Below are 21,371 nucleotides of genomic sequence, written 5' to 3'. Positions count from 1 at the left end.
TTCGACGTCATCGGCAGCAGCGCGCCCAGCGAGGTGGCGCCGTTCGCGTTGCGCTTGAACCAGATGTTCGGGAACGCCAGGAACCGGTGCCAGGCGATGCCCATGTCCGTCCGGAGCGAGACGACGATCATCCAGATGAAGGACGTCGCGATCTTGATCATCGCGGTGAGGTAGACCAGGTTCTGCAGCGTGCCGGTGCTCAGGCCCTTGAAGGCGAGGACCAGCGGGTACGACGCGAAGTAGGCGGCCTCGTAGTGGTGCACGCCGGCGAGCGCGCCCTCCAGGCCCCGCAGAGTCATGATCGCCAGGCCGATGATCAGGATCACGGACTCGACGAAGTACGCCTGGCCGAAGTTCGAGCCGGCGAAGCGGGACTTGCGCCCGGGCCGGCGCGGGTGGCTCAGCTGGCGGATGACGATCAGGGTCAGGATGCCCAGCGACGTCATGGTGCCGATGAACTCGACGAAGAGCTCGTAGGGCAGCCAGTGCCCGATGACCGGCAGCATCCAGTCGGCCTGGAAGAGCTGGCCGAAGGCGTTGACCAGGGTCGCGACCAGGGAGAAGAAGCCGATCGCGACGAACCAGTGGGCGAATCCGACCACGCCCCACCGGTTCATCCGGGTGTGACCGAGGAACTCCCTGATCACCGTGGCGGTACGGGCGGTCCAGTCGTTGGTCCGGGCGCCCGCGGGCACGTCCTGGCCGAGCCGGACGAACCGATAGATCTGGGCGATGGCGCGGCCGAACAGCGCCACGCCGACCACGGCGAGCACCAGCGACACGATGATCGCGGCGAGTTGCATGGGGGCTCCTGGAGGGCGGCCTCGTCATTACTAAGCGGTAACTTATGCAGTCCGTCTGAGACTACCCCCATCCTGAGCCGCACTGTAGCCGGGAGTGCGGTGATCTGCGTCGCTGAGGGTCCCCTCAGCGGCGGGGGTCGGGTGCGTCGGGCAATCCGATCGTGTTATTCGTACCAAATTGGTACATTCACTACTAACTTAAGCCTGTGCTCTACGGAATCGCCGCCGCCACCACCGCCCTGCTCCTCACGGCCGTGCTGGCCGCCCTGCTGCGGGTGCCGGCCCGCCGCCTCGGGCTGGTCGAGCGCCGGCAGCGGCAGCGGCGGGTGCCGGTGTCCGGCGGGCTCGCCGTCGTGCTCGTCACCAGCCTGGTCGCCGTCGCGGGCGACCGCACCGGCTGGGCCCCGCTGGGTGACGGCGTGGGGCGCCTGCTGGTGGCGGCCGCCGCCGTCGCGGGGCTCGGCCTGGTCGCCGACGTCTCGCGCCTGAAGACGAGCATCCTCGTGGTCGGTACGGCGGTCGCGGCCGCCTGCGTCATGCCGTACGGCGACCTCGGCGTACTCGGTGGCCTGCTCGGGGCCGGATGGGTGACGTTCGCCGCGCTGGCCCTGCGGTCGCTGGACCACGCCGACGGGCTGGCCGGGACCGTCGGGCTGGTGACCGCGTTCGGGGTCGGCGCCTGTGTGGCGGCCGAGCTGCTGGACGGGCTCGCGGTGCTGCTGAGCGTGCTGGCGGCGGCGCTGACCGGGTTCCTGCTGCACAACTGGCCGCCGGCCCGGGCCGCCCTCGGGGCCTGCGGATCGCTGTTCGCCGGGTTCCTGCTGGGTGCGGGCGGTGTCTACGCGCGCGTGGGGCACGATCCGCTGGAGAGCGCGGGCGTGCTGTTCGCGCTCGTCGTCCTGGGCGCCGCCGACACCCTGCTCGTGGTCCTCTCGCGGAGGCTCGCCGGGCGGCCGCTGCTGCGGGGCGCCCCCGACCACCTCGCGCACCGGCTGCGGCGCCTGGGGATCACCGCGCAGGGCGCGGTGGTGCTGCTGGGACTGCTCGCCTCGTGCGGGGTACTCGCGGGCGTGCTGGTGCACATCGGCCGGCTGGGCGCGCAGGCGCCGCTGTGGGGGGCGGGGGTGGTGGCCGTGATCGTGCTGGGACTGCTCCGGGTGCCCGTACAGGTGCCCCGGCGTCCCTCCCACACGGTGGTCCGCCAGCCCGGGAGCCCGACGTCGACGCAGGTCAGGGAGCCCTTGCGTGTAAGGAACGGATAAGAGTTGAGCCTGACTGGCTCAGGTCTGTTGACCCAGCGGCCGACCTCATGCACACTTGAGCCTGTTGCACTCAAGTCAGCTGGAGGAATCAACCATGGCACGTGCGGTCGGCATCGACCTGGGCACGACTAACTCCGTCGTCAGCGTTCTGGAGGGCGGCGAGCCCACCGTCATCACCAACGCCGAGGGTGCCAGGACCACGCCGTCCGTCGTCGCCTTCGCGAAGAACGGTGAGGTGCTCGTCGGCGAGGTCGCCAAGCGTCAGGCGGTCACGAACGTGGACCGGACCATCCGCTCGGTGAAGCGCCACATGGGCACCGACTGGAAGATCCAGCTCGACGGCAAGGACTTCAACCCTCAGCAGATCTCCGCGTTCATCCTGCAGAAGCTCAAGCGGGACGCCGAGGCCTACCTGGGCGAGAAGGTGACCGACGCGGTCATCACCGTCCCGGCGTACTTCAACGACTCCGAGCGCCAGGCGACGAAGGAGGCCGGCGAGATCGCCGGCCTGAACGTCCTGCGCATCGTCAACGAGCCGACCGCGGCCGCCCTGGCCTACGGCCTGGACAAGGACGACCAGACCATCCTGGTCTTCGACCTCGGTGGCGGCACCTTCGACGTCTCGCTGCTGGAGATCGGTGACGGCGTCGTCGAGGTGAAGGCGACCAACGGCGACAACCACCTCGGTGGTGACGACTGGGACCAGCGCGTCGTCGACTACCTGGTCCAGCAGTTCAAGTCCGGCCACGGCGTGGACCTGGGCAAGGACAAGATGGCCCTGCAGCGTCTGCGCGAGGCCGCCGAGAAGGCCAAGATCGAGCTGTCCTCGTCCACCGAGACCTCGATCAACCTGCCCTACATCACGGCGTCCGCCGAGGGCCCGCTGCACCTGGACGAGAAGCTCACCCGCGCCCAGTTCCAGCAGCTGACGGCCGACCTGCTGGAGCGCTGCAAGACGCCGTTCCACAACGTCATCAAGGACGCCGGCATCTCCATCAACGAGATCGACCACGTCGTCCTCGTCGGTGGCTCCACCCGCATGCCCGCCGTCGCCGAGCTCGTCAAGGAGCTGACCGGTGGCAACGAGGCCAACAAGGGTGTGAACCCGGACGAGGTCGTCGCCATCGGCGCCGCCCTCCAGGCCGGTGTCCTCAAGGGCGAGGTCAAGGACGTCCTGCTGCTCGACGTCACCCCGCTGTCCCTCGGCATCGAGACCAAGGGCGGCATCATGACCAAGCTCATCGAGCGCAACACCACGATCCCGACCAAGCGGTCCGAGATCTTCACGACGGCCGAGGACAACCAGCCGTCCGTGCAGATCCAGGTCTACCAGGGTGAGCGCGAGATCGCGGCGTACAACAAGAAGCTCGGGATGTTCGAGCTGACCGGTCTGCCGCCGGCGCCGCGCGGCGTCCCGCAGATCGAGGTCGCCTTCGACATCGACGCCAACGGCATCATGCACGTGACCGCGAAGGACCTGGGCACGGGCAAGGAGCAGAAGATGACCGTCACCGGCGGCTCCTCGCTGCCGAAGGACGAGGTCGACCGCATGCGCCAGGAGGCCGAGCAGTACGCGGAGGAGGACCACCGCCGCCGCGAGGCCGCCGAGGCCCGCAACCAGGGCGAGCAGCTCGTCTACCAGACGGAGAAGTTCCTCAAGGACAACGAGGACAAGGTCCCCGGCGAGATCAAGACCGAGGTCGAGGAAGCCGTCGGCGAGCTGAAGGAGAAGCTCAAGGGCGAGGACACCGCCGAGATCCGCTCCGCCACGGAGAAGGTCGCGGCCGTCTCGCAGAAGCTCGGCCAGGCCATGTACGCCGACGCCCAGGGCGCGCAGGCCGCGGGTGACGCAGGTGACGCCGGCGCCGGCCAGGCCAAGGCCGACGACGACGTCGTGGACGCCGAGATCGTGGACGACGAGCGCAAGGACGGTGCCGCGTGACGGAGGAGACCCCGGGCTTCGAGGAGAAGCCCGACGTCCCCTCCGGCGCCACCCCTGACGACGCCGAGCCGAAGGCCGCCGCCTCCTCCGAGGAGACGGCGGCCCCGGCCGGGGACGCGAACGAGACAGCGGGTCTGGTGGCCCAGCTGGACCAGTCCCGCAAGGCGCTCGACGAGCGCACCGCGGACCTCCAGCGGCTCCAGGCCGAGTTCCAGAACTACCGCCGCCGGGTCGAGCGCGACCGGATCGCGGTCAAGGAGATCGCCGTCGCGAACCTCCTGACCGAGCTCCTGCCCGTGCTCGACGACATCGGCCGCGCGCGGGAACACGGCGAGCTGGTCGGCGGGTTCAAGTCCGTCGCCGAGTCGCTGGAGACCGTCGCGGCCAAGATGGGCCTGCAGCAGTTCGGCAAGGAGGGCGAGCCCTTCGACCCGACGATCCACGAGGCCCTGATGCACTCCTACGCGCCGGACGTCACGGAGACCACGTGCGTGGCCATCCTGCAGCCGGGGTATCGCATCGGCGAGCGCACGATCCGCCCCGCGCGGGTCGCGGTCGCCGAGCCCCAGCCCGGCGCGCAGCCGGTCAAGGCCGACGAGCAGCAGGGCGAGGCCGCGGCGGAGGACTCCGCGACGAAGGACAACGGTGGCCCGGAGGAGGGCTGACGTCGACACCCACGGACGCACTGAAGGCACTGACGTAGGGAAGGAGGGGCGTCGGGGATGAGCACGAAGGACTTCATCGAGAAGGACTACTACAAGGTCCTCGGCGTCCCGAAGGACGCCACCGAGGCCGAGATCAAGAAGGCGTACCGCAAGCTCGCGCGCGAGTTCCACCCGGACGCCAACAAGGGCAACGTCAAGGCCGAGGAGCGCTTCAAGGAGATCTCCGAGGCGAACGACGTCCTCGGCGACCCCAAGAAGCGCAAGGAGTACGACGACGCCCGCGCCCTCTTCGGCAACGGAGGGTTCCGGCCCGGCCCGGGCGCGGGCGGCTCCTTCAACTTCGACCTGGGCGACCTCTTCGGGGGCGGCGCCGCACAGGGCGGGGGCGGGGGCGGCTTCGGCGGCGGACTCGGCGACGTCTTCGGGGGCCTGTTCAACCGCGGCGGCGCCGCGGGGACCCGGACCCAGCCCCGGCGTGGCCAGGACATCGAGTCCGAGGTCACCCTGAGCTTCACCGAGGCCATCGAGGGTGCGACGGTCCCGCTGCGGATGTCGTCGCAGGCGGCCTGCAAGGCCTGTTCCGGCACCGGCGACAAGAACGGCACACCGCGCGTGTGCCCGACCTGCGTCGGCACCGGGCAGGTCGCGCGGGGCTCCGGCGGCGGCTTCTCGCTGACGGACCCCTGCCCCGACTGCAAGGGCCGCGGGCTGATCGCGGAGAACCCCTGCGAGGTCTGCCACGGCTCCGGGCGCGCCAAGTCGTCGCGGACCATGCAGGTCCGCATCCCGGCGGGGGTGAGCGACGGCCAGCGGATCCGGCTGCGCGGCAAGGGCGCACCGGGCGAGCGCGGCGGCCCGGCCGGCGACCTCTACGTCGTCGTGCACGTCGGCGAGCACCCGGTGTTCGGGCGCAAGGGCGACAACCTCACGGTCACCGTGCCGGTGACGTTCACGGAGGCGGCGCTCGGCGGCGAGGTCAGGGTGCCCACCCTGGGCGGTCCGCCGGTCACGCTGAAGCTGCCGCCCGGCACGCCCAACGGCCGTACGATGCGCGCCCGGGGCAAGGGGGCGGTCCGCAAGGACGGCACCCGCGGCGACCTGCTGGTCACCGTCGAGGTGAGCGTGCCCACCGACCTGTCGGAGAAGGCTCGTGACGCGCTCGAGGCGTATCGCGAGGCGACCGCGGGCGACGACCCGCGGGCGGAGTTGTTCGAGGCCGCGAAGGGAGCATGACGCAGATGGAAGGCCGTCGACGGAACCCGTATGAACTGACCGAGGAGACCCCGGTCTACGTCATCTCGGTGGCGGCCCAGCTCTCCGGACTGCACCCGCAGACGCTGCGCCAGTACGACCGCCTCGGCCTGGTCTCCCCCGACCGCACGGCGGGCCGGGGCCGGCGCTACTCGGCCCGCGACATCGAACTGCTCCGCCAGGTGCAGCAGTTGTCGCAGGACGAGGGCGTCAACCTGGCCGGCATCAAGCGGATCATCGAACTGGAGAACCAGGTGGCCGCGCTCCAGTCCCGCGTCGCGGAGATGGAAGCGGCCCTGGACGCCGCCGCGGTGGCCATCCAGCAGCGGGAGGCCGCGGTCCACGCGTCCTACCGCCGCGACCTGGTCCCGTACCAGGAGGTCCAGCAGACCAGCGCCCTGGTGGTCTGGCGGCCCAAGAAGGCCAAGGACTAGCAGGCACAGGAACAGTCACACGGCGAGGGGCCCGGGAGTCGAACTCCCGGGCCCCTCGCCGTCGTTGCGGGCGGATCAGGCGGCCGGTCCGGTGACCGCGTCGTCCACGTTGGAGAAGGCCTCCGTGCCGTCCTCGTTGGTGAAGGACACCAGGTAGTACAGCGTGGTCCCGGCGGGAGCGGTGGTGTCGGTCCAGTAGGAGGTCGTCACCGGGGCGTCGGTGAGACGGGTCCAGGTGGCCTTGACGCGGTCCCAGCGGTAGACCTGGTAGCCGTCCGCCTCCTTGAAGCGCGAGCCGTAGCAGTACGGGTCGACCTGGACGGCGCCCGAGGCCAGCGCGATGGCGTCCAGGTCGCAGGCCGTGTTCTCGGGGGCCTGGGCCGTCGGGCGCAGGTCGAGCTCGGTCACCTTGACCGCGGCGACGGGCTGGTCCCAGTAGGTGCCGTCGCCCTCGGGGTCGCCCACGTGGGTGGCGACGTTGCCCCAGCGGTCCGCGGCCAGGACGACGTACCGCTTCTGCTCGCCGTCCGCCGCCATGCGCAGCGTCGCATAGGTGCGGGTGGCGTCCACCGTGCCGACGTACTGCGGGGTGTCGAAGTCGGCGGGCTGCTCGTAGATGCGGTACTCGGCGAGGTCCGCCGCCGTGCTCGCCTGCCACTGCAGGCGCACGCCGTACTCCAGCGCCCGGGCGGTCAGGCCGGTGACGGCCGGGGGCGCCACCTCGTCACCGGGGCGGGTGACGACGGTCTCGGCGGAAGGGGAGGACCAGCGGAGGTCGGTGTCCTTGCGGCGCACGACGTAGGCGTACGGCTTCCCCCGGTCACCGCTGCTGTCGGTGCAGGTGCGCACCGTGTTGCCGGACGCGTCGGTGGCCGTCGTGCGGCTGCCGCAGGTGACGTTCGTCCAGGTGCGGGCGGCGCTCGTCGCGGGGGAGCGCAGCACGGTGTAGTCGGCGGTGTCGTTGCCCGCGGGGTCCGTCCAGCTGATGACGGCGCCGTAGTCGACGGTGGTGGCCGTGACGTGCTGGGGCACGGCGATGGTGGTGCGGCCGGTCACCACGGCGGAGTCGGAGTGGTTCCAGGCGGCGTCGTAGGCACGGACCTTGTAGTCGTACGCCTTCCCGTACTCCGGGAAGGAGTCCACCCACGTGGTCGTCGTGATCTCGGGGGTGTACTCCTTCCACTCCGTGTCGCCCGACTTCTTGCGGAAGACCGAGTAGGCGACCGCGTCCGACGGGGCCTTCCAGGACAGCGTGTTGGTGTCGACGGTGCTGGTGACGGTGAGCACCGGAGCGGCGGGCGCGGTGGAGTCGGGCGTGGGGACCGGGCCGAGGGCGGCGGTGCCGGCCGACTCATTGCCCGCCTTGTCGTAGGCGCGGACCTGGTAGAGGTACGACTGGCCGGTCTGCGGCGGGGTGTCGTCGAAGGTGCGCCGGGCGGTGGTGGTCGCGCCGATCCGGGTCCAGGCGGTGGTGCCCGCCACCTGGCGGTAGACCCGGTAACCGGCCAGGTCCATCTCCTTGTTGGCGGCCCAGGACAGGATCGCGGTGTTCCGGTTGATGTCCACCGGCTGGTAGTCCCAGGTGGCGCCGGTGGGCGCGAGGGGGCGGACCTTGTCGACCGTGGCCGTGGTGCGGGGGGTGTAGGTGAAGGCGACCTTCGCCGAGCCGGTCCAGTGCGCGTAGTCGACGCGCAGGGTGTGCTTGCCCGACGGGACGGTCAGGTTGACGGTCGTGCCGACGGCCGTGGAGGTGTTCTTCCACAGGTTGATCTTCAGGCTGCCGTCGAGGTAGACGCGGATGCCGTCCAGCCCGGACGCGGACAGGGCGAAGGGGCCGCCGGAGCCGAAGTCGCGGGTGACGGACCAGCGGACGGAGAAGTTGTCCTTCGGCACGCCCGAAGCGGGCGCGCCCGTGCCCCAGTTCTCACTGATCGCGGCATCGCAGCCGGTCTGCTTGGCGGTGCCCGAGAAGGTCGTGTTGGCGTAGATCTGCCGCTTGTAGACCGGTGCGGTGCAGGTCGTGGCGGCGGACGCCGGGCTCGCGGCCACGGAGGTGAGCAGGCCGCCGGCCGTGGCGAGCACCACGGCCGTCGCGAGGCTGACTGGCTTCATTCGTTCCCCTGTCGGACGGTCGGCGGCGGGAACCGCCGTGATCATGACGCGCCGGGAAGGGAATTGGTTGCACGGATTTCTGCCGGGTCGTGAAGTCCCGTCGGTGAAGGGCCCGTAAAGACCGTCAGGAGGCGGTTCCGCTTCGTCTCCATGCGTCTTCACCCGCTGAGCGGAGCGTGATGTTGTCATCTCGTTAAGTAGTTCCGCTTGACGCCGGTACGGCTGGCCGCGTTGTCTTTTCAGACACCTGGGTCGACTTGCCCCATGCCCCGAACGCACTCGAAGTGAGCCCCTTAATGCGTCGAATAGCCATCGCTGTGGTCGCCGCCACGATGACCCTCTCGCTCGCCGGCTGCGGCGTGCTGAACGCGACGGAGGACGGGGCCGACGCAAGTCCCACCAAGGGCAACGGCATCACCGTCGGCGTGCTGATGCCGGAAACGACGAACACCCGTTACGAGCGGTTCGACTACCCCATCATCCAGGCCAAGGTGAAGTCCCTGACCCGGGACGAGGGCAAGACCGTCTACGCCAACGGTGAGGCGGATCCGGACAAGCAGGCCCAGCAGATGGAGAAGATGATCGACGACAAGGTCGACGTCATCCTGCTGGACGCGGTCGACGCCGAGGCGATCGCCGACACCGTCAAGAAGGCCAAGGACGCGGGCATCCCGGTCATCGCCTACGACCGCCTCGCGCAGGGGCCGATCGACGCCTACGTCTCCTTCGACAACGAACTCGTCGGCGAGGTGCAGGGGCGCACCCTGGTCGAGGGCATGGGCTCGCCCGACGCCACCGACAAGATCGTCATGATCAACGGCTCGCCCACCGACCCCAACGCCGGTCAGTTCAAGCAGGGTGCGCTGTCCGAGCTCAACGGCCGCGTGACCATCGCCGCGACCTACGACACGGACAAGTGGAAGCCGGAGCTGGCGAAGAAGGAGATGGCCGAGGCGATCGCCAAGATCGGCAAGGGCAGCATCGCCGGTGTCTACTCCGCCAACGACGCCATGGCGGGCGCGGCCATCGAGGCCCTGAAGGAGGCCGGCGTCAGCGAACTCCCGCCGGTCACCGGCCAGGACGCCGAACTGGAGGCCGTGCAGCGGATCATCTCCGGCGAGCAGTACATGAGCGTGTACAAGCCCTACCCGCAGGAGGCGGAGGCCGCCGCGGAGATGGCCGTCGCCAAGGTCCAGGGCCGTGACATCCAGTTCGACGCGCTCACCCGCGACAAGGTCGACAGCCCGACCGACAAGAACATCCCGGCGCAGCTGGTGACCGTGGTCGCGCTGACCAAGAGCAACATCAAGGACACCGTGGTCGCCGACGGCATCTTCAAGGTGTCCGACATCTGCACCGGCAAGTACAAGACGGCCTGCCAGACCGTCGGCCTGAAGTAGCCGCTCCGGCGGCCGCGAGGGTGCTGGATCCGGACGGCCGACGGCCGACCGGATCCGGACAGCCGTCGAACGGCCGGAAGGTGACGTTCCGGCATTCGGCCGGAACTCGTCGGTCCGCACTCGCCCCCGGGCCCCTCCCCGGTCGCGTCACGGGCCGCTCCGCGGCTCCCGGCGGATCAGCACGCCGTCCGGCGCGTGGTCCGCGGGGCGGGTGCTGAGGTAGCCCGACGGGTCGCGGTCGCCCGTCACCCGCAGGCCCGTGACCCGGGCGTCGCGCGGGACGTCGTACCAGAGCTCGACCTCGACGAGGTCGTGGCCGCCGATCTCGACCTCCTCGTGCTGGCGGCGCACGGCCATGGCGAAGGCGTCGGGCCGGGCGCGGGGGCCGGTCACGCCCGCCAGGCGCTGCCGCGCGGTGACGTAGGTGTGGAAGTTCGGGTCCTGGTTGTCGACCCGCAGCCGCGCCGAGCAGAACTGCCCGTCCGGCTGGGCCTCGCTGTGCGACCCGGCCACCGCGGTCAGCCCGCAGCGCAGGTCGAGCAGGGTGAACGTCAGGTGCCCGTCCCGGTAGGGGCGGGAGGGCCGCTGCGAGGCCGACGCGGACGCCCGCGCCGACTCCCCCTCGGTCCCCGCCCCCGCGGGTCCGTCGCCGCCGCAGCCCGCCGTGCCGGCCAGGACGCCCAGCACGACCGCGCACGTCAACCCCGCCACCACCGGCCTCGTCGCCATGTGCCGATTGTCCGCCGGACCGGGGCGGAAGGGGAGGGGCCGACGCCCCCGGAGCGCCCGGACGACAGCTTGTTGCACGGCGGCGCGCAGGGGTGGGTACGAGGCGGTGCGAAAACCTGTCAAAGCGGCGGTTTCCCCTGGGGCCGCCGGGGGCAGCCGTGTTGCGGAGCTGGTCCGGGCCGCGCATAGTGGCGTCGCGGAACAGGCGCGCAGCGGGGGTGGTATGGGCGATGGCCGGGACCGGGACGGAGGAGCATCCTCACGGTGCCGACCGACTGTGCGAGGCCGGGGATCGCGTGTATTCCCGGGCCGTACGGCGCGGCCGGGTGCCGCGCCGTGACGCCGACCAGGTGCCCTGCCTGCTGGACCTGGCCCTGCTGCACCCCGACCCCGACGACATGGACTGGCTGGTCCCGACCTCCCCGCAGGAGGTCATGACCCGGCTGCTGCGCGGGCTCTACGAGGACGTCAGCGCGAGCCAGCGCCGGGTGGGCACGGCGGTGGCGGCCTACGAGTGGTACGCGGGCCTGGGCGGTTCCGCACCGTCCGGCGAGGGCTCGGCGATCCGCGTCCTGGAGGGGCTGTCCCGGATCCAGGCCGCGATGGACGAGGCCACGGAGGCGTGCACCCGCGAGGTGCTGACCGTCCAGCCCGGCGGCATCCGGCGCGAGGACGAGCTGGCGGAGGGCCTGCACCGGGCGCTCACCCTGCGCGGCCGGGGCGTGCACATGCGCGACCTCTACACCCACGTGGCCCGGCACGGGCAGGGCCTGCTCAACTACCTGGAGCTGATGGGCGACGCGGTCGAGGCGCGCTCGCTGGACGAGGTGATCGACCGGCTGATCCTCTTCGACCGCACGGTCGCCTTCATCCCCGCCAACACCGACCGCACGGTGGCGCTGGAGCTGCGCCACCCGGCGCTGGTCGGCTACCTGGTCACGGTGTTCGAGCGGCTGTGGCGACTGGCGATCCCGCTGACCGCGCCGCTGCCCGACACCCGCATCGAGGGCATCTCCCACCGCGAGCAGTCCATCGCGGCGCTGCTGGCGGAGGGCCACCAGGACGCGGTGATCGCCGAGCGCCTCGGCATCAGCGTCCGCACCTGCCGGGCGCACATCGCCCGGCTCTCGGAGACCCTCGGCGCGGCCAGCCGTACCCAGCTCGGCGTGCGCATCGCCCAGGTGGGCCTGGACGGCCCCCAGGAGCCCGTGGACCTCACCCAGGTCACCGTGCCGGGCCAGGGCTCCCGCACGGGCCGCTAGGGGCCCGTGTGGCCCCTGTGGTCCGGTCCGGCCCCCGTGGCCCGTCCCGCCGTGTGTCAAAAGCTGGCCCCGGGCCCGGTCCGGCACCCGTCACCCGCGGCCCCCGTGTCCCGGTCCGGCACCTGTCACACGCCGGCCGCCGGGGCCCGGTCCGCCGCGTGTCAAAAGCTGGCCCCCCTGGCCCCGCTCCTAGGTGTCCTGCTCCAGGATCCCCGACTGCGCTATCAGGTACCCCAGTTGGGCCCTGCTGCCGCTGCCCAGCGCCGTCGCGAGCTTGGCGATGTGGGCGCGGCAGGTGCGGACGTTCATGCCCAGGCGGCGGGCGATGGCCTCGTCGACGTGGCCCTCGACCAGGAGCTTGGCGATGGAGTGCTGGATCTCCGTGATGCCGTCGGGGGCGGTCTCGTAGGGGGCGCCGGCGCTCAGCGGGACCGCGCGGTTCCACATGAACTCGAAGACCTTGGCCAGGTACTGCACCAGCCCGGGGTGCCGCAGTTCGAGGGCGACCTGACGGTCGTCGCGTATGGGGATGAAGGCGACCGTCTCGTCGCAGATGATCAGCCGCTCGACCAGCTCGTCGATGGTGCGGTACTCCGCCTTGCCGTTGGCGAAGCGGTCGACGTAGGCCAGCCGTTCGGGGCTGTAGCGGGCGGTGTGCTGGTACAGGGTGCGGATGCGCACGCCGCGGTCGATCAGGGTCTGGTCGCGCTCCAGGCCCTCGATGACCCGGCGTTCGGGGTGGCGGGCGCTGGGCTGCACGGTGAGCATCTCGTTGCGGCACTGGTCGGCGGCCAGGTCCAGGGCCGCGTTGATGCGGTCCAGCCCCTCCAGCACGGTGATGGCGTGGGTGGGGGCCGTGTCCTGGGCGCTGAGCGCCATGAACGGCTCGAAGACCCCGGCCAGCTCGATGGAGGTGCGCCGGCGCTCGGTGATCTCCCGTTCGATCGGATTCAGCCGTTGGGCCAGTGCCACCGTCGGGGGAACCGGGCGCAGCCAGCCCGCGTCGTCCGGGTCGGGGTGGAGCAGGGCGAACTCCATGAGACAGGGGGCCGTCTCCACCTCCGCACGGGCGATTCGTCCGGTGCGCAGCGCGTGGGCGTACAGGCGCCCACCCTCCTCGCACAGTTCAGTGATGGCGTGGGGATGTGTCGCTTTAGCCGGATTTGTTGTCAAATCTCCACCCCCCAGGGTCCTGAACATGCAGGAACATGATGCACCGATTGTGTGGTCATGACGTGCCTGAATGAGCCATCGTCTAACGCGACGGGGGAATGAGGGGACCTTCAAGTGAGGACGAAGCCGACTATGCGTAAGAGAATGCTTCGCTCGGTGCTTGTCGCCGCCTTCTCCGCCGTTGTGGCCTTCGGGACTCTGAATGGCCTCTCCACTGCGAAGGGCGACGCACAAGCGGACAGCCGGTGGTCCGTGGTGGTCCAGTCCGCCGGCCCCACCGACGAGGCCGACGGGGTCGTGGCCACCCCCAACGACAGTATTTGGTCCTGACATGACGACACCTCCCGACGACCGCAGCTTCCGCCGCGAGATGGCCACCGCCTACCGCTCCGGCTGGCACTTCATCGACCTGGTCACCGCCATCCCCCACAGCGGCGACTCGTTGATGGTCACCGTGTTCGGCGAGCCGGTCGTCGTCACGCGGGACGAGGACGACGACGTACGGGCGTACCGGTGTCTGCGGCGGCCTCGGGGGGCGCCGCAGCCGGTCCGGTGCGCGATCCGGTACGGCATGATCTTCGTCAACCTCGACCAGCGCGACCACGAGCTGGACGAGCCGGCGGCCCCCACCGCCCCGCGCACCATCTCAGCCACCCCCCGCAGTGCCTGACGCGATTCCCCCGTCGTAACAGATCGCCTCAGGTGCTTCCCCCCGCAGCGGCGTCACCGTGACCTGAACACGGTGACGCCGCTGTGTTGTGCGGGGAAATGTCCCGCTGTCCGCCGATCCCGTCAGTGGCCGGAAAACGACGGGTCGTATCGGGTCAGCCCTGTCCCATCGCCCGGGTCAGGGCGATCTCGATCACCGCGCGGGTGGGGTTGGGGCGCGGGGTGCGCCCGTAGCGCTCGGCGTAGCGCCGTACCGCCTCCGCCACCCGCTCCGGGTCCTCGCTGACCGTCGCGCGGCCCTCCAGCGTCGCCCAGCGGCGCCCGTCGACCTGGCACACCGCGACGCGTGCGCCGTCCGGGCCGGCCGCCAGCACGTTGCGCACCTTCCGGCTCGCCCGGTCCGCGATCACGCGGGCCAGCCGCCGCTCCGGGTCGTAGGTCACGCCCACCGGCACCACGTGCGGGCTGCCGTCGGGGCGCGGGGTCGTCAGCGTGCACAGGTGCCGCTCGCGCCAGAAGGTGAGGTACGGCTCGTCCGGCGCACCCGGGTCCCGTTGGTTCGTCATGACCGCCGAACTTAGCCGCCCCGGCCCTCCCGCATCGACCCTTGAGTGGAATAGACTCAACTTTGTGTACGTTGACTGAGTCAGTACGGGGAACCCGGACGACGTGGCACCCGGACGACGTGGCACCGACCGCTGACGCAAGGAGGAGAAGCAGACCGTGGACGCCGAGCTGACCAACCGGAGCCGGGACGCGATCAACGCGGCCAGCAACCGGGCCGTGACCGAGGGGAACCCGGACCTCACCCCCGCCCACCTGCTGCTGGCCCTGCTCCAGGGTCAAGGCCGCCAGGCAGCAAACGAGAACATCGTCGATCTGCTCGCCGCCGTGGAGGCCGACCAGGCCGCCGTGCGCGCCGGTGCCGAGAAGGTGCTCGACACGCTGCCCCGGGTCGCCGGGTCCACCGTCGCGCCGCCCCAGCCCAACCGCGAGCTGCTCGCCGTGGTCGCCGACGCGCAGAGCCGGGCCCGTGACCTCGGCGACGAGTACCTCTCCACCGAGCACCTGCTCATCGGCCTGGCCGCCAAGGGCGGAGCCGCCGGTGACGTGCTCGTCCAGCAGGGTGCGACCGCCAGGAAGCTGCTGGACGCCTTCCGCAAGGCCCGCGGCGGCCGGCGCGTCACCACCGCCGACCCCGAGGGCTCGTACAAGGCGCTGGAGAAGTTCGGCACCGACTTCACCGAAGCCGCCCGCGAGGGCAAGCTCGACCCCGTCATCGGGCGGGACACCGAGATCCGGCGGGTCGTGCAGGTGCTGTCCCGGCGCACCAAGAACAACCCGGTGCTGATCGGCGAGCCCGGCGTCGGCAAGACCGCCGTCGTGGAGGGCCTCGCCCAGCGCATCGTCAAGGGCGACGTGCCCGAGTCGCTGAAGGACAAGCGGCTGGTGGCGCTCGACCTGGGCGCGATGGTCGCCGGGGCCAAGTACCGCGGCGAGTTCGAGGAGCGGCTGAAGACCGTCCTGGCCGAGATCAAGGACTCGGACGGGCAGGTCATCACCTTCATCGACGAGCTGCACACCGTCGTCGGCGCGGGCGCCGGCGGCGACTCCGCGATGGACGCCGGCAACATGCTCAAGCCGATGCTGGCCCGCGGCGAGCTGCGCATGGTGGGCGCCACCACCCTCGACGAGTACCGCGAGCGGATCGAGAAGGACCCCGCCCTGGAGCGGCGCTTCCAGCAGGTGCTGGTCGCCGAGCCGAGCGTCGAGGACAGCATCGCCATCCTGCGCGGGCTCAAGGGCCGCTACGAAGCCCACCACAAGGTCCAGATCGCCGACAGCGCGCTGGTCGCGGCCGCGACCCTGTCCGACCGCTACATCACCTCCCGCTTCCTGCCGGACAAGGCCATCGACCTGGTCGACGAGGCCGCCTCCCGGCTGCGCATGGAGATCGACTCCTCGCCGGTCGAGATCGACGAGCTCCAGCGCGCCGTCGACCGGCTGAGGATGGAGGAGCTGGCCATCGGCAAGGAGACCGACGCGGCTTCCCGGGAGCGCCTGGAGAAGCTGCGCCGCGACCTCGCCGACAAGGAGGAGGAGCTGCGCGGCCTGACCGCCCGCTGGGAGAAGGAGAAGCAGTCCCTCAACCGGGTCGGTGAGCTCAAGGAGAAGCTGGACGAGCTGCGCGGCCAGGCCGAGCGCGCCCAGCGCGACGGCGACTTCGACACCGCCTCCAAGCTGCTGTACGGCGAGATCCCCACCCTGGAGCGCGACCTGGAGGCCGCCTCCGCCGCCGAGGAGGAGGTCGCCAAGGACACCATGGTCAAGGAGGAGGTCGGCGCCGACGACATCGCCGACGTGGTCGCCTCCTGGACCGGCATCCCGGCCGGCCGCCTCATGGAGGGCGAGACGCAGAAGCTGCTGCGCATGGAGGACGAGATCGGCCGGCGCCTGATCGGCCAGGGCGAGGCCGTGCGGGCGGTGTCGGACGCGGTGCGCCGCTCCCGGGCCGGGATCTCCGACCCCGACCGGCCCACCGGCTCGTTCCTCTTCCTCGGCCCCACGGGCGTGGGCAAGACCGAGCTGGCCAAGGCGCTCGCCGACTTCCTCTTCGACGACGAGCGGGCGATGGTCCGCATCGACATGTCGGAGTACGGCGAGAAGCACAGCGTGGCCCGGCTGGTCGGCGCCCCGCCCGGCTACGTCGGCTACGAGGAGGGCGGCCAGCTCACCGAGGCGGTACGCAGGCGGCCGTACTCCGTGGTGCTGCTGGACGAGGTGGAGAAGGCGCACCCCGAGGTCTTCGACGTCCTGCTCCAGGTGCTCGACGACGGGCGCCTGACGGACGGGCAGGGCCGCACGGTCGACTTCCGCAACACCATCCTGGTGCTGACCTCCAACCTGGGCAGCCAGTTCCTGATGGACCCGCTGACCAGCGAGGAGGAGAAGAAGGAGCAGGTGCTGGAGGTCGTGCGGGCGTCCTTCAAGCCCGAGTTCCTCAACCGGCTCGACGACCTGGTCGTCTTCTCGGCGCTCACCAAGGAGGAGCTGAGCCGCATCGCCCGGCTCCAGATCGACCGGCTCGCCCGGCGCCTCGCCGAGCGCCGGCTCACCCTGGACGTCACGCCGGACGCGCTGGCCTGGCTCGCCGCCGAGGGCATGGACCCGGCGTACGGGGCGCGCCCGCTGCGCCGTCTGGTCCAGTCCGCGATCGGCGACCGGCTGGCCAAGGAGATCCTGTCCGGCGAGGTCAAGGACGGCGACACGGTCCGGGTGGACGCCTTCGGCGACGGCCTGATCGTGGGCCCGGCCACCGGGAAGACCCTCTGACCCGAGCCGCTCCGCACGGGCCCGTCTTCCCCCGGGTGGCGGGCCCGTCGCGCGTCCCGGGCCGCCCCGCGAACGCTCTGAGCTGAATTACGCCAAGCACAGGTGAACCATGGGAGGCGGGGCTTGCCACCCCCCTCCCCGCATGGGGGAGGATGGCGGAATCCGTACGAAGGGAAAATCACGGTGACCATCGACCCGTCCTCGATTCCGAACTTCGGGGGCCAGCCCGAGCCGCAGCCTGAAGGACCGGCGGGCCCCGTCGTCCCGGATCAGGATCTCGTGAAGCAGTTGCTCGACCAGATGGAGCTGAAGTACGTCGTCGACGAAGAGGGTGACCTCGCGGCGCCGTGGGAGGAATTCCGCACGTACTTCATGTTCCGCGGCGACCAGCCCGAACAGATGGTCTACTCGGTGCGGACGTTCTACGACCGGCCCCACCCGATCGAGGACAAGGCGCAGCTGCTGGAGTCCATCGACGACTGGAACCGGCGCACCCTGTGGCCCAAGGTCTACACCCACACCCACGACGACGGCACCGTCCGCCTGATCGGTGAGGCGCAGATGCTGATCGGCGCCGGGGTGAACATCGAGTTCTTCGTCTCCTCCACGGTCAGCTGGGTCCGCGCGGCCATCGAGTTCGACAAGTGGCTCGTCGAGCAGCTGGGCCTGGAGCAGGACGTCAACGACGCCGACGAGCCCGGGGAGGGCGACGCGTAACCGGGGCGCACCCCGGACCCACAGGCATTCACAGCGGTGTGCGGGCGAGGACGACCAGGTACGCGCCGTACGCGTAGGAGAGCCCGGCCAGCGCCGCGACCACCACGGTGGCGTGGACGGGCCGGGCTCTCGCCGTGCGCACCAGCGCCCCCGCGAGCGGCAGCAGCAGCGGGAACGCCGGCAGCAGGAACCGCGGCTTGGACTCGAAGAACCCCGAGCCGCCCAGCGCGATGAGCAGCAGCACCCCGGCGTAGACCTGCAGGGGCAGCGGTGCGCGGTCGGCGAGCAGCAGCGCGTACAGCACGACCGCCGCCGCGACGATCACCAGCACCATCGGGAAGACCATCCGGTCGCCGTGCAGCAGCAGGCGGCGCACGAACCCCAGTGAGCCCCGCCCGAAGTCGAAGCGCGAGCCCCACAGGCGCTGCACCGCGAAGTAGCCGCGCAGCGGGTCACCCGTGCGCGCCCCCACCCACAGCACGTACGACACCCAGCCCAGCGGGGCGAGCGCCACGCCCGTCCACAGCCTGTGGGAAACCCGGCCGCGCGCCCGCCACACCGTCCACGCGGCCGTGACCAGGACGGCGGCGGCCACCGCGAAGCCGTTGGGCCGCGACAGCCCCGCGAGGGCCGCGAGCGCCCCCGCCCACCGCCAGTGGCCGCGCAGCACCGCGTACAGCGCCCACGCGGCGAACGCGGTCAGCACCGGCTCGGTGTACCCCATCGACAGCACGATCGAGTGCGGCAGCAGCCCCCACAGCACGACCAGCGCCGTCGCCACCGCCCGCCCGTGCAGCAGCCGGCCCACCGCGTAGATGCCCCAGGCGGCCACCGCGGCCGCCGTCCACGACACCACCAGGCCGGCCGCGCCGCCGCCCAGCGGGGTCACCGTGGTCACCGTGCGCACCAGCGCCGGGTAGAGCGGGAAGAACGCCAGGTCGCTGTGGACGATGTCGGGCGCGAAGTGCAGGGTGCGGCCGTAGCCGTGGGCGGCGATGCCCAGGTACCACAGCGAGTCCCAGGAGCGGCCGAGCAGGGCGAGCGGCTGCTGCCCGGTCACCTCGGCCGTGAGCGCGAGGAGCGCGACCCCGGTCAGCCGGGCCGCGGTGAACAGGGCGAGCGCGGCCGCCGCCCCCGGCACCCGGCGGGCACGGCGGCCCGCCTCGGCGTGCGGGTGTGTGACTGCGGACGGGGCGAGCGTGCTGGCATGGGTCACACCCGCACGATGCCGTGCCCCTGCCGGGGGCGCGAGCGGGTCTGCGCCAGGCGGGTGGCGGGTCTGACGGGGCGTCGGGCGGGGTCGGGTGGTGTCGCGAGGGGCGGGGCTCGTGGGTGGGGCTTGCGGTGGGCGGCGTGCCTGGCGGGGCGTCGCGCCAGGGCGGTGTCGTCAGGGCCGGGCTCATCGGCGGGTGGGGCGTCTGGCGGGGCGTCGGGCGCGCCGGGCTCATCGGTGGGCGGGGCGTCGGGCGGGCTGGACCCATCGGCGGGCGGGGCGTCGGGCGGGCCGGAGCCGTGTCGTCCGGACGGCCGTCGCGCCGGGGCTCCTGCGTCGGCCACCGCGCCCCGGGCGGCTTCCCGCCGGTCGTGCCGCACCTGGGCCACCGGGGTGACGTCCGTGGCCGAAGCGGACCGGCCGGGCGCGTCGCGCCGGCGTCCGCGGCGCCGATGCACTGTCCTGTCCAGCGGATCTGCCCCTGCCGCAAGGCGGTGCGGGCCCCACCGGCCGCGGCCGGCCGCGGCACATCCCGGTCGCCGCCGTCGCCCCGGCCGGGGAGGCCCGGGGCCGCGCGGGGCGCCCCTCCCCGCTGCCGACCTCGCCCAAGGGATGGCTCGTGACGACGGATGACGTGTTCCTCGGCGTGGGCCTGCTGGTGGTCCTCGCCGTCGGCTCCCAGCTGCTGGCCGGCGTGCTGCGCATCCCCGCGCTCATCGTCCTGCTGCCGGCCGGCTTCACGGCCGGCGCCCTGACCGACGTCGTCGACCCGCGGCAGCTGCTCGGCACGGCGTTCTCCCCGCTGGTGTCCCTCGGCGTCGCCGTGATCCTCTACGACGCCGGGCTCGGCCTGGACCTCGGCCGGCTGAAGGGACACAACCGCCGGGTCGTCAGCCGGCTGATCTGGCTCGGTGTCCCCGTCACCTGCCTCCTCGGCGCCGCCCTCGCCGTCCCGCTGCTGGACATGTCGCGCGGTGCGGCCATCACGCTGGGGGCCGTCCTGGTGGTGTCGGGGCCCACCGTCGTCGGGCCCCTGCTCGCCCTCGTACGGCCCGCCGACCGCCTCCGGCACATCCTCGTGTGGGAGGGGTCCCTCATCGACCCCGTCGGGGGCATCCTCGGCGCGCTCGTCTTCCGGGCCGTCGACGCCAGCACCCAGCCCACGGCGTCCCGCGGCGTCCTGCACTTCCTGGCCAGCCTGGGCACGGGCGTGGCGGGAGGCGTGGCCGGGGCGGCCGTGTTGTGGGCCGTGTTCCGGCTGGCGCGGCCCGGCGAGGTGCTCGGCACCACGGCCCAGCTGGCCGTCGTGATCGGTGTCGCGGCCGCGTGCGACGTCGTCCAGGACGACTCCGGGCTCATCGCCGCCGTGCTGATGGGCCTGGCGGTGGCCAACCTCGCCCGCATCGACGTACCCGTGCGCCGGACGTTCTTCGAGACCCTGGTCAGCCTCGTCATCGGGCTGCTCTTCACCTCGATCTCGGCCACGATCTCCCCCGCGTCGCTGCGGCACGTGGGGCTGCCCGCGCTCGGGCTCGCGGCCTTCCTGGTCGTCGTCGTACGTCCCCTCGTCGTCGCGCTGTGCACCGCCCGCACCGACCTGTCGCGCGTCGAGCGGGGCTTCCTCGGGTGGATGGCGCCCCGCGGGATCGTCGCGGCCGCCACCGCCTCGACCTTCACGTCCGCCCTGGTCGCCCGGCACGTCGGCGGCGCGGCGAGGATCCTCCCGGCGACCTTCGTCGTCATCGTCGCCACCGTCACGCTCTACGGCCTGACGGCCGCCCCCGTGGCCCGGCTGCTGCGCGTGGTGCGCCCGTCCCGTTCGCGCCCCCTCCTGGTCGGCGGGGACCCCTGGGTCGTCGACCTCGCGGCGACCCTGAGGTCCACCGGCATGGAGGTGCTGATGTGGGCGGGCCGGCACGAGCAGCGCGAGCGCATCGAGCGGGCCGGGCTCGAACTCGCGCCGGGGGAGATGCTGGCCGACGCGACCGGTCCCGGCGCCGCGTGGGAGGGCGTGACCGGCGTGTACCTCCTCACCGGGGAGGACGACTTCAACGTGCTGGCGAGCACGATCCTGCGCGGCGGTGTCGAGGGGCCGGTGTACCGCGTCGGCCCCGCGGCCGACAGCCGGGGTGCGGTGGTCCCGTACGGAGACGGCGAGGTGCTGTTCGGGCCGCGGCTGTCGGGCCGCGCCCTGGCCCGCAGGCACCACGACGGCGCCGGCATCGTGGCCGTGCCCGCCCGGGAGCCCGTGCCGAGCGGCAGCGACCTGCTGTTCGTCGTCCGTCCCGGTCACCGGCTGGAGCCCGTGACGCAGGGCGGCCCGCCGCACGTCGATCCCCAGGACACCCTGGTCCTGCTGACGCCGGGCGGCTGACGGTCGGCGGGCGGGTTCGCCGACCGCGGCGG

General features: G+C 71.9%; 16 protein-coding genes and 1 pseudogene. 11 read left to right on the top strand and 6 right to left on the bottom strand.

What is annotated here, in order from left to right:
- Positions 1–803, bottom strand: a pseudogene (locus AQJ30_RS32445) (Fe-S oxidoreductase); the annotation flags it as partial.
- A gap of 206 nt (positions 804–1,009) precedes the next feature.
- On the opposite strand from AQJ30_RS32445, the gene AQJ30_RS32440 reads away from it, so the two are divergent.
- From AQJ30_RS32440 to AQJ30_RS32420, 5 genes are all read left to right on the top strand, one after another.
- Complete coding sequence (locus AQJ30_RS32440) at positions 1,010–2,065, top strand: MraY family glycosyltransferase (protein ID WP_067241030.1); 1,056 nt, start codon at positions 1,010–1,012, stop codon at positions 2,063–2,065.
- Positions 2,066–2,159: 94 nt separating this feature from the next.
- Positions 2,160–4,007, top strand: coding sequence for a molecular chaperone DnaK (gene dnaK / locus AQJ30_RS32435; protein ID WP_067241029.1), 1,848 nt, complete (start codon positions 2,160–2,162; stop codon positions 4,005–4,007).
- Positions 4,004–4,672, top strand: a complete 669-nt coding sequence (grpE, locus tag AQJ30_RS32430; RefSeq protein ID WP_067241027.1) for a nucleotide exchange factor GrpE — start codon at positions 4,004–4,006, stop codon at positions 4,670–4,672. Before dnaK ends, grpE begins: the two co-directional genes overlap by 4 nt.
- A 57-nt stretch (positions 4,673–4,729) precedes the next feature.
- The gene (gene dnaJ, locus AQJ30_RS32425) at positions 4,730–5,905 is read left to right on the top strand and encodes a molecular chaperone DnaJ (protein ID WP_067241024.1); all 1,176 of its coding nucleotides are present in this window, start codon (positions 4,730–4,732) and stop codon (positions 5,903–5,905) included.
- 5 nt (positions 5,906–5,910) lie between these two features.
- The gene (locus AQJ30_RS32420) at positions 5,911–6,357 is read left to right on the top strand and encodes a heat shock protein transcriptional repressor HspR (protein WP_067241022.1); all 447 of its coding nucleotides are present in this window, start codon (positions 5,911–5,913) and stop codon (positions 6,355–6,357) included.
- A gap of 75 nt (positions 6,358–6,432) precedes the next feature.
- On the opposite strand, the gene AQJ30_RS32415 is transcribed toward AQJ30_RS32420, so the two are convergent.
- Entirely contained in the window at positions 6,433–8,469 is a 2,037-nt protein-coding gene (locus AQJ30_RS32415) for a fibronectin type III domain-containing protein (protein ID WP_067241019.1), read from the bottom strand.
- A 296-nt stretch (positions 8,470–8,765) separates the two neighbouring features.
- Between AQJ30_RS32415 and AQJ30_RS32410 the strand changes: the two genes are divergently transcribed.
- Entirely contained in the window at positions 8,766–9,869 is a 1,104-nt protein-coding gene (locus AQJ30_RS32410; protein WP_067241017.1) for a sugar ABC transporter substrate-binding protein, read from the top strand.
- Between the two features lie 147 nt (positions 9,870–10,016).
- Here the strand turns inward: AQJ30_RS32410 and AQJ30_RS32405 are convergent, their stop codons facing one another.
- A complete protein-coding gene (locus tag AQJ30_RS32405) occupies positions 10,017–10,598 on the bottom strand; it encodes a hypothetical protein (protein ID WP_159052406.1) in 582 nt (193 codons plus the stop codon).
- A gap of 230 nt (positions 10,599–10,828) precedes the next feature.
- Between AQJ30_RS32405 and AQJ30_RS32400 the strand changes: the two genes are divergently transcribed.
- Complete coding sequence (locus AQJ30_RS32400) at positions 10,829–11,860, top strand: helix-turn-helix transcriptional regulator (RefSeq protein WP_067241012.1); 1,032 nt, start codon at positions 10,829–10,831, stop codon at positions 11,858–11,860.
- A gap of 189 nt (positions 11,861–12,049) precedes the next feature.
- Here AQJ30_RS32400 and AQJ30_RS32395 read toward each other — a convergent pair whose 3' ends face one another.
- On the bottom strand, positions 12,050–13,060 hold the full coding sequence (locus AQJ30_RS32395; RefSeq protein ID WP_425424175.1) for a helix-turn-helix transcriptional regulator: 1,011 nt from the start codon (positions 13,058–13,060) through the stop codon (positions 12,050–12,052).
- Positions 13,061–13,364: 304 nt separating this feature from the next.
- Between AQJ30_RS32395 and AQJ30_RS32385 the strand changes: the two genes are divergently transcribed.
- Entirely contained in the window at positions 13,365–13,703 is a 339-nt protein-coding gene (locus AQJ30_RS32385) for a Rieske (2Fe-2S) protein (protein ID WP_067241006.1), read from the top strand.
- A 154-nt stretch (positions 13,704–13,857) separates the two neighbouring features.
- On the opposite strand, the gene AQJ30_RS32380 is transcribed toward AQJ30_RS32385, so the two are convergent.
- Entirely contained in the window at positions 13,858–14,268 is a 411-nt protein-coding gene (locus AQJ30_RS32380) for a pyridoxamine 5'-phosphate oxidase family protein (protein ID WP_067241005.1), read from the bottom strand.
- Positions 14,269–14,425: 157 nt separating this feature from the next.
- Here AQJ30_RS32380 and clpB point away from each other — a divergent pair, with 157 nt between their 5' ends.
- Together clpB and AQJ30_RS32370 are read left to right on the top strand one after the other, a co-directional pair.
- On the top strand, positions 14,426–17,035 hold the full coding sequence (gene clpB / locus AQJ30_RS32375; RefSeq protein WP_067241001.1) for an ATP-dependent chaperone ClpB: 2,610 nt from the start codon (positions 14,426–14,428) through the stop codon (positions 17,033–17,035).
- Positions 17,036–17,218: 183 nt separating this feature from the next.
- Positions 17,219–17,752, top strand: coding sequence for a type III secretion system chaperone family protein (locus AQJ30_RS32370; RefSeq protein WP_067240999.1), 534 nt, complete (start codon positions 17,219–17,221; stop codon positions 17,750–17,752).
- 28 nt (positions 17,753–17,780) lie between these two features.
- Here AQJ30_RS32370 and AQJ30_RS32365 read toward each other — a convergent pair whose 3' ends face one another.
- Positions 17,781–18,968 (bottom strand): glycosyltransferase family protein, encoded by a 1,188-nt coding sequence (locus AQJ30_RS32365; protein ID WP_211279143.1) that lies wholly within the window; start codon positions 18,966–18,968, stop codon positions 17,781–17,783.
- 616 nt (positions 18,969–19,584) lie between these two features.
- Here AQJ30_RS32365 and AQJ30_RS32360 point away from each other — a divergent pair.
- Positions 19,585–21,339, top strand: coding sequence for a cation:proton antiporter (locus AQJ30_RS32360; protein ID WP_067240995.1), 1,755 nt, complete (start codon positions 19,585–19,587; stop codon positions 21,337–21,339).
- Positions 21,340–21,371 lie beyond the last annotated feature (32 nt).

This window comes from Streptomyces longwoodensis (genome assembly GCF_001514125.1).
GTDB classification, from domain to species: Bacteria; Actinomycetota; Actinomycetes; order Streptomycetales; family Streptomycetaceae; genus Streptomyces; species Streptomyces longwoodensis.
The sequence above is the reverse complement of the archived record's forward strand: the minus strand, read 5'-3'. Positions and strand labels throughout refer to the sequence as shown.

Bases quoted from the DNA above. Each gene is read 5' to 3' on its own strand.
- dnaK (WP_067241029.1), top strand. From the start codon at position 2,160: ATGGCACGTGCGGTCGGCATCGACCTGGGCACGACTAACTCCGTCGTC.
- dnaJ (WP_067241024.1), top strand. From the start codon at position 4,730: ATGAGCACGAAGGACTTCATCGAGAAGGACTACTACAAGGTCCTCGGC.
- AQJ30_RS32420 (WP_067241022.1), top strand. From the start codon at position 5,911: ATGGAAGGCCGTCGACGGAACCCGTATGAACTGACCGAGGAGACCCCG.
- AQJ30_RS32415 (WP_067241019.1), bottom strand. From the start codon at position 8,469: ATGAAGCCAGTCAGCCTCGCGACGGCCGTGGTGCTCGCCACGGCCGGC.
- AQJ30_RS32410 (WP_067241017.1), top strand. From the start codon at position 8,766: ATGCGTCGAATAGCCATCGCTGTGGTCGCCGCCACGATGACCCTCTCG.
- AQJ30_RS32405 (WP_159052406.1), bottom strand. From the start codon at position 10,598: ATGGCGACGAGGCCGGTGGTGGCGGGGTTGACGTGCGCGGTCGTGCTG.
- AQJ30_RS32400 (WP_067241012.1), top strand. From the start codon at position 10,829: ATGGCCGGGACCGGGACGGAGGAGCATCCTCACGGTGCCGACCGACTG.
- AQJ30_RS32395 (WP_425424175.1), bottom strand. From the start codon at position 13,060: ATGTTCAGGACCCTGGGGGGTGGAGATTTGACAACAAATCCGGCTAAA.
- AQJ30_RS32385 (WP_067241006.1), top strand. From the start codon at position 13,365: ATGACGACACCTCCCGACGACCGCAGCTTCCGCCGCGAGATGGCCACC.
- AQJ30_RS32380 (WP_067241005.1), bottom strand. From the start codon at position 14,268: ATGACGAACCAACGGGACCCGGGTGCGCCGGACGAGCCGTACCTCACC.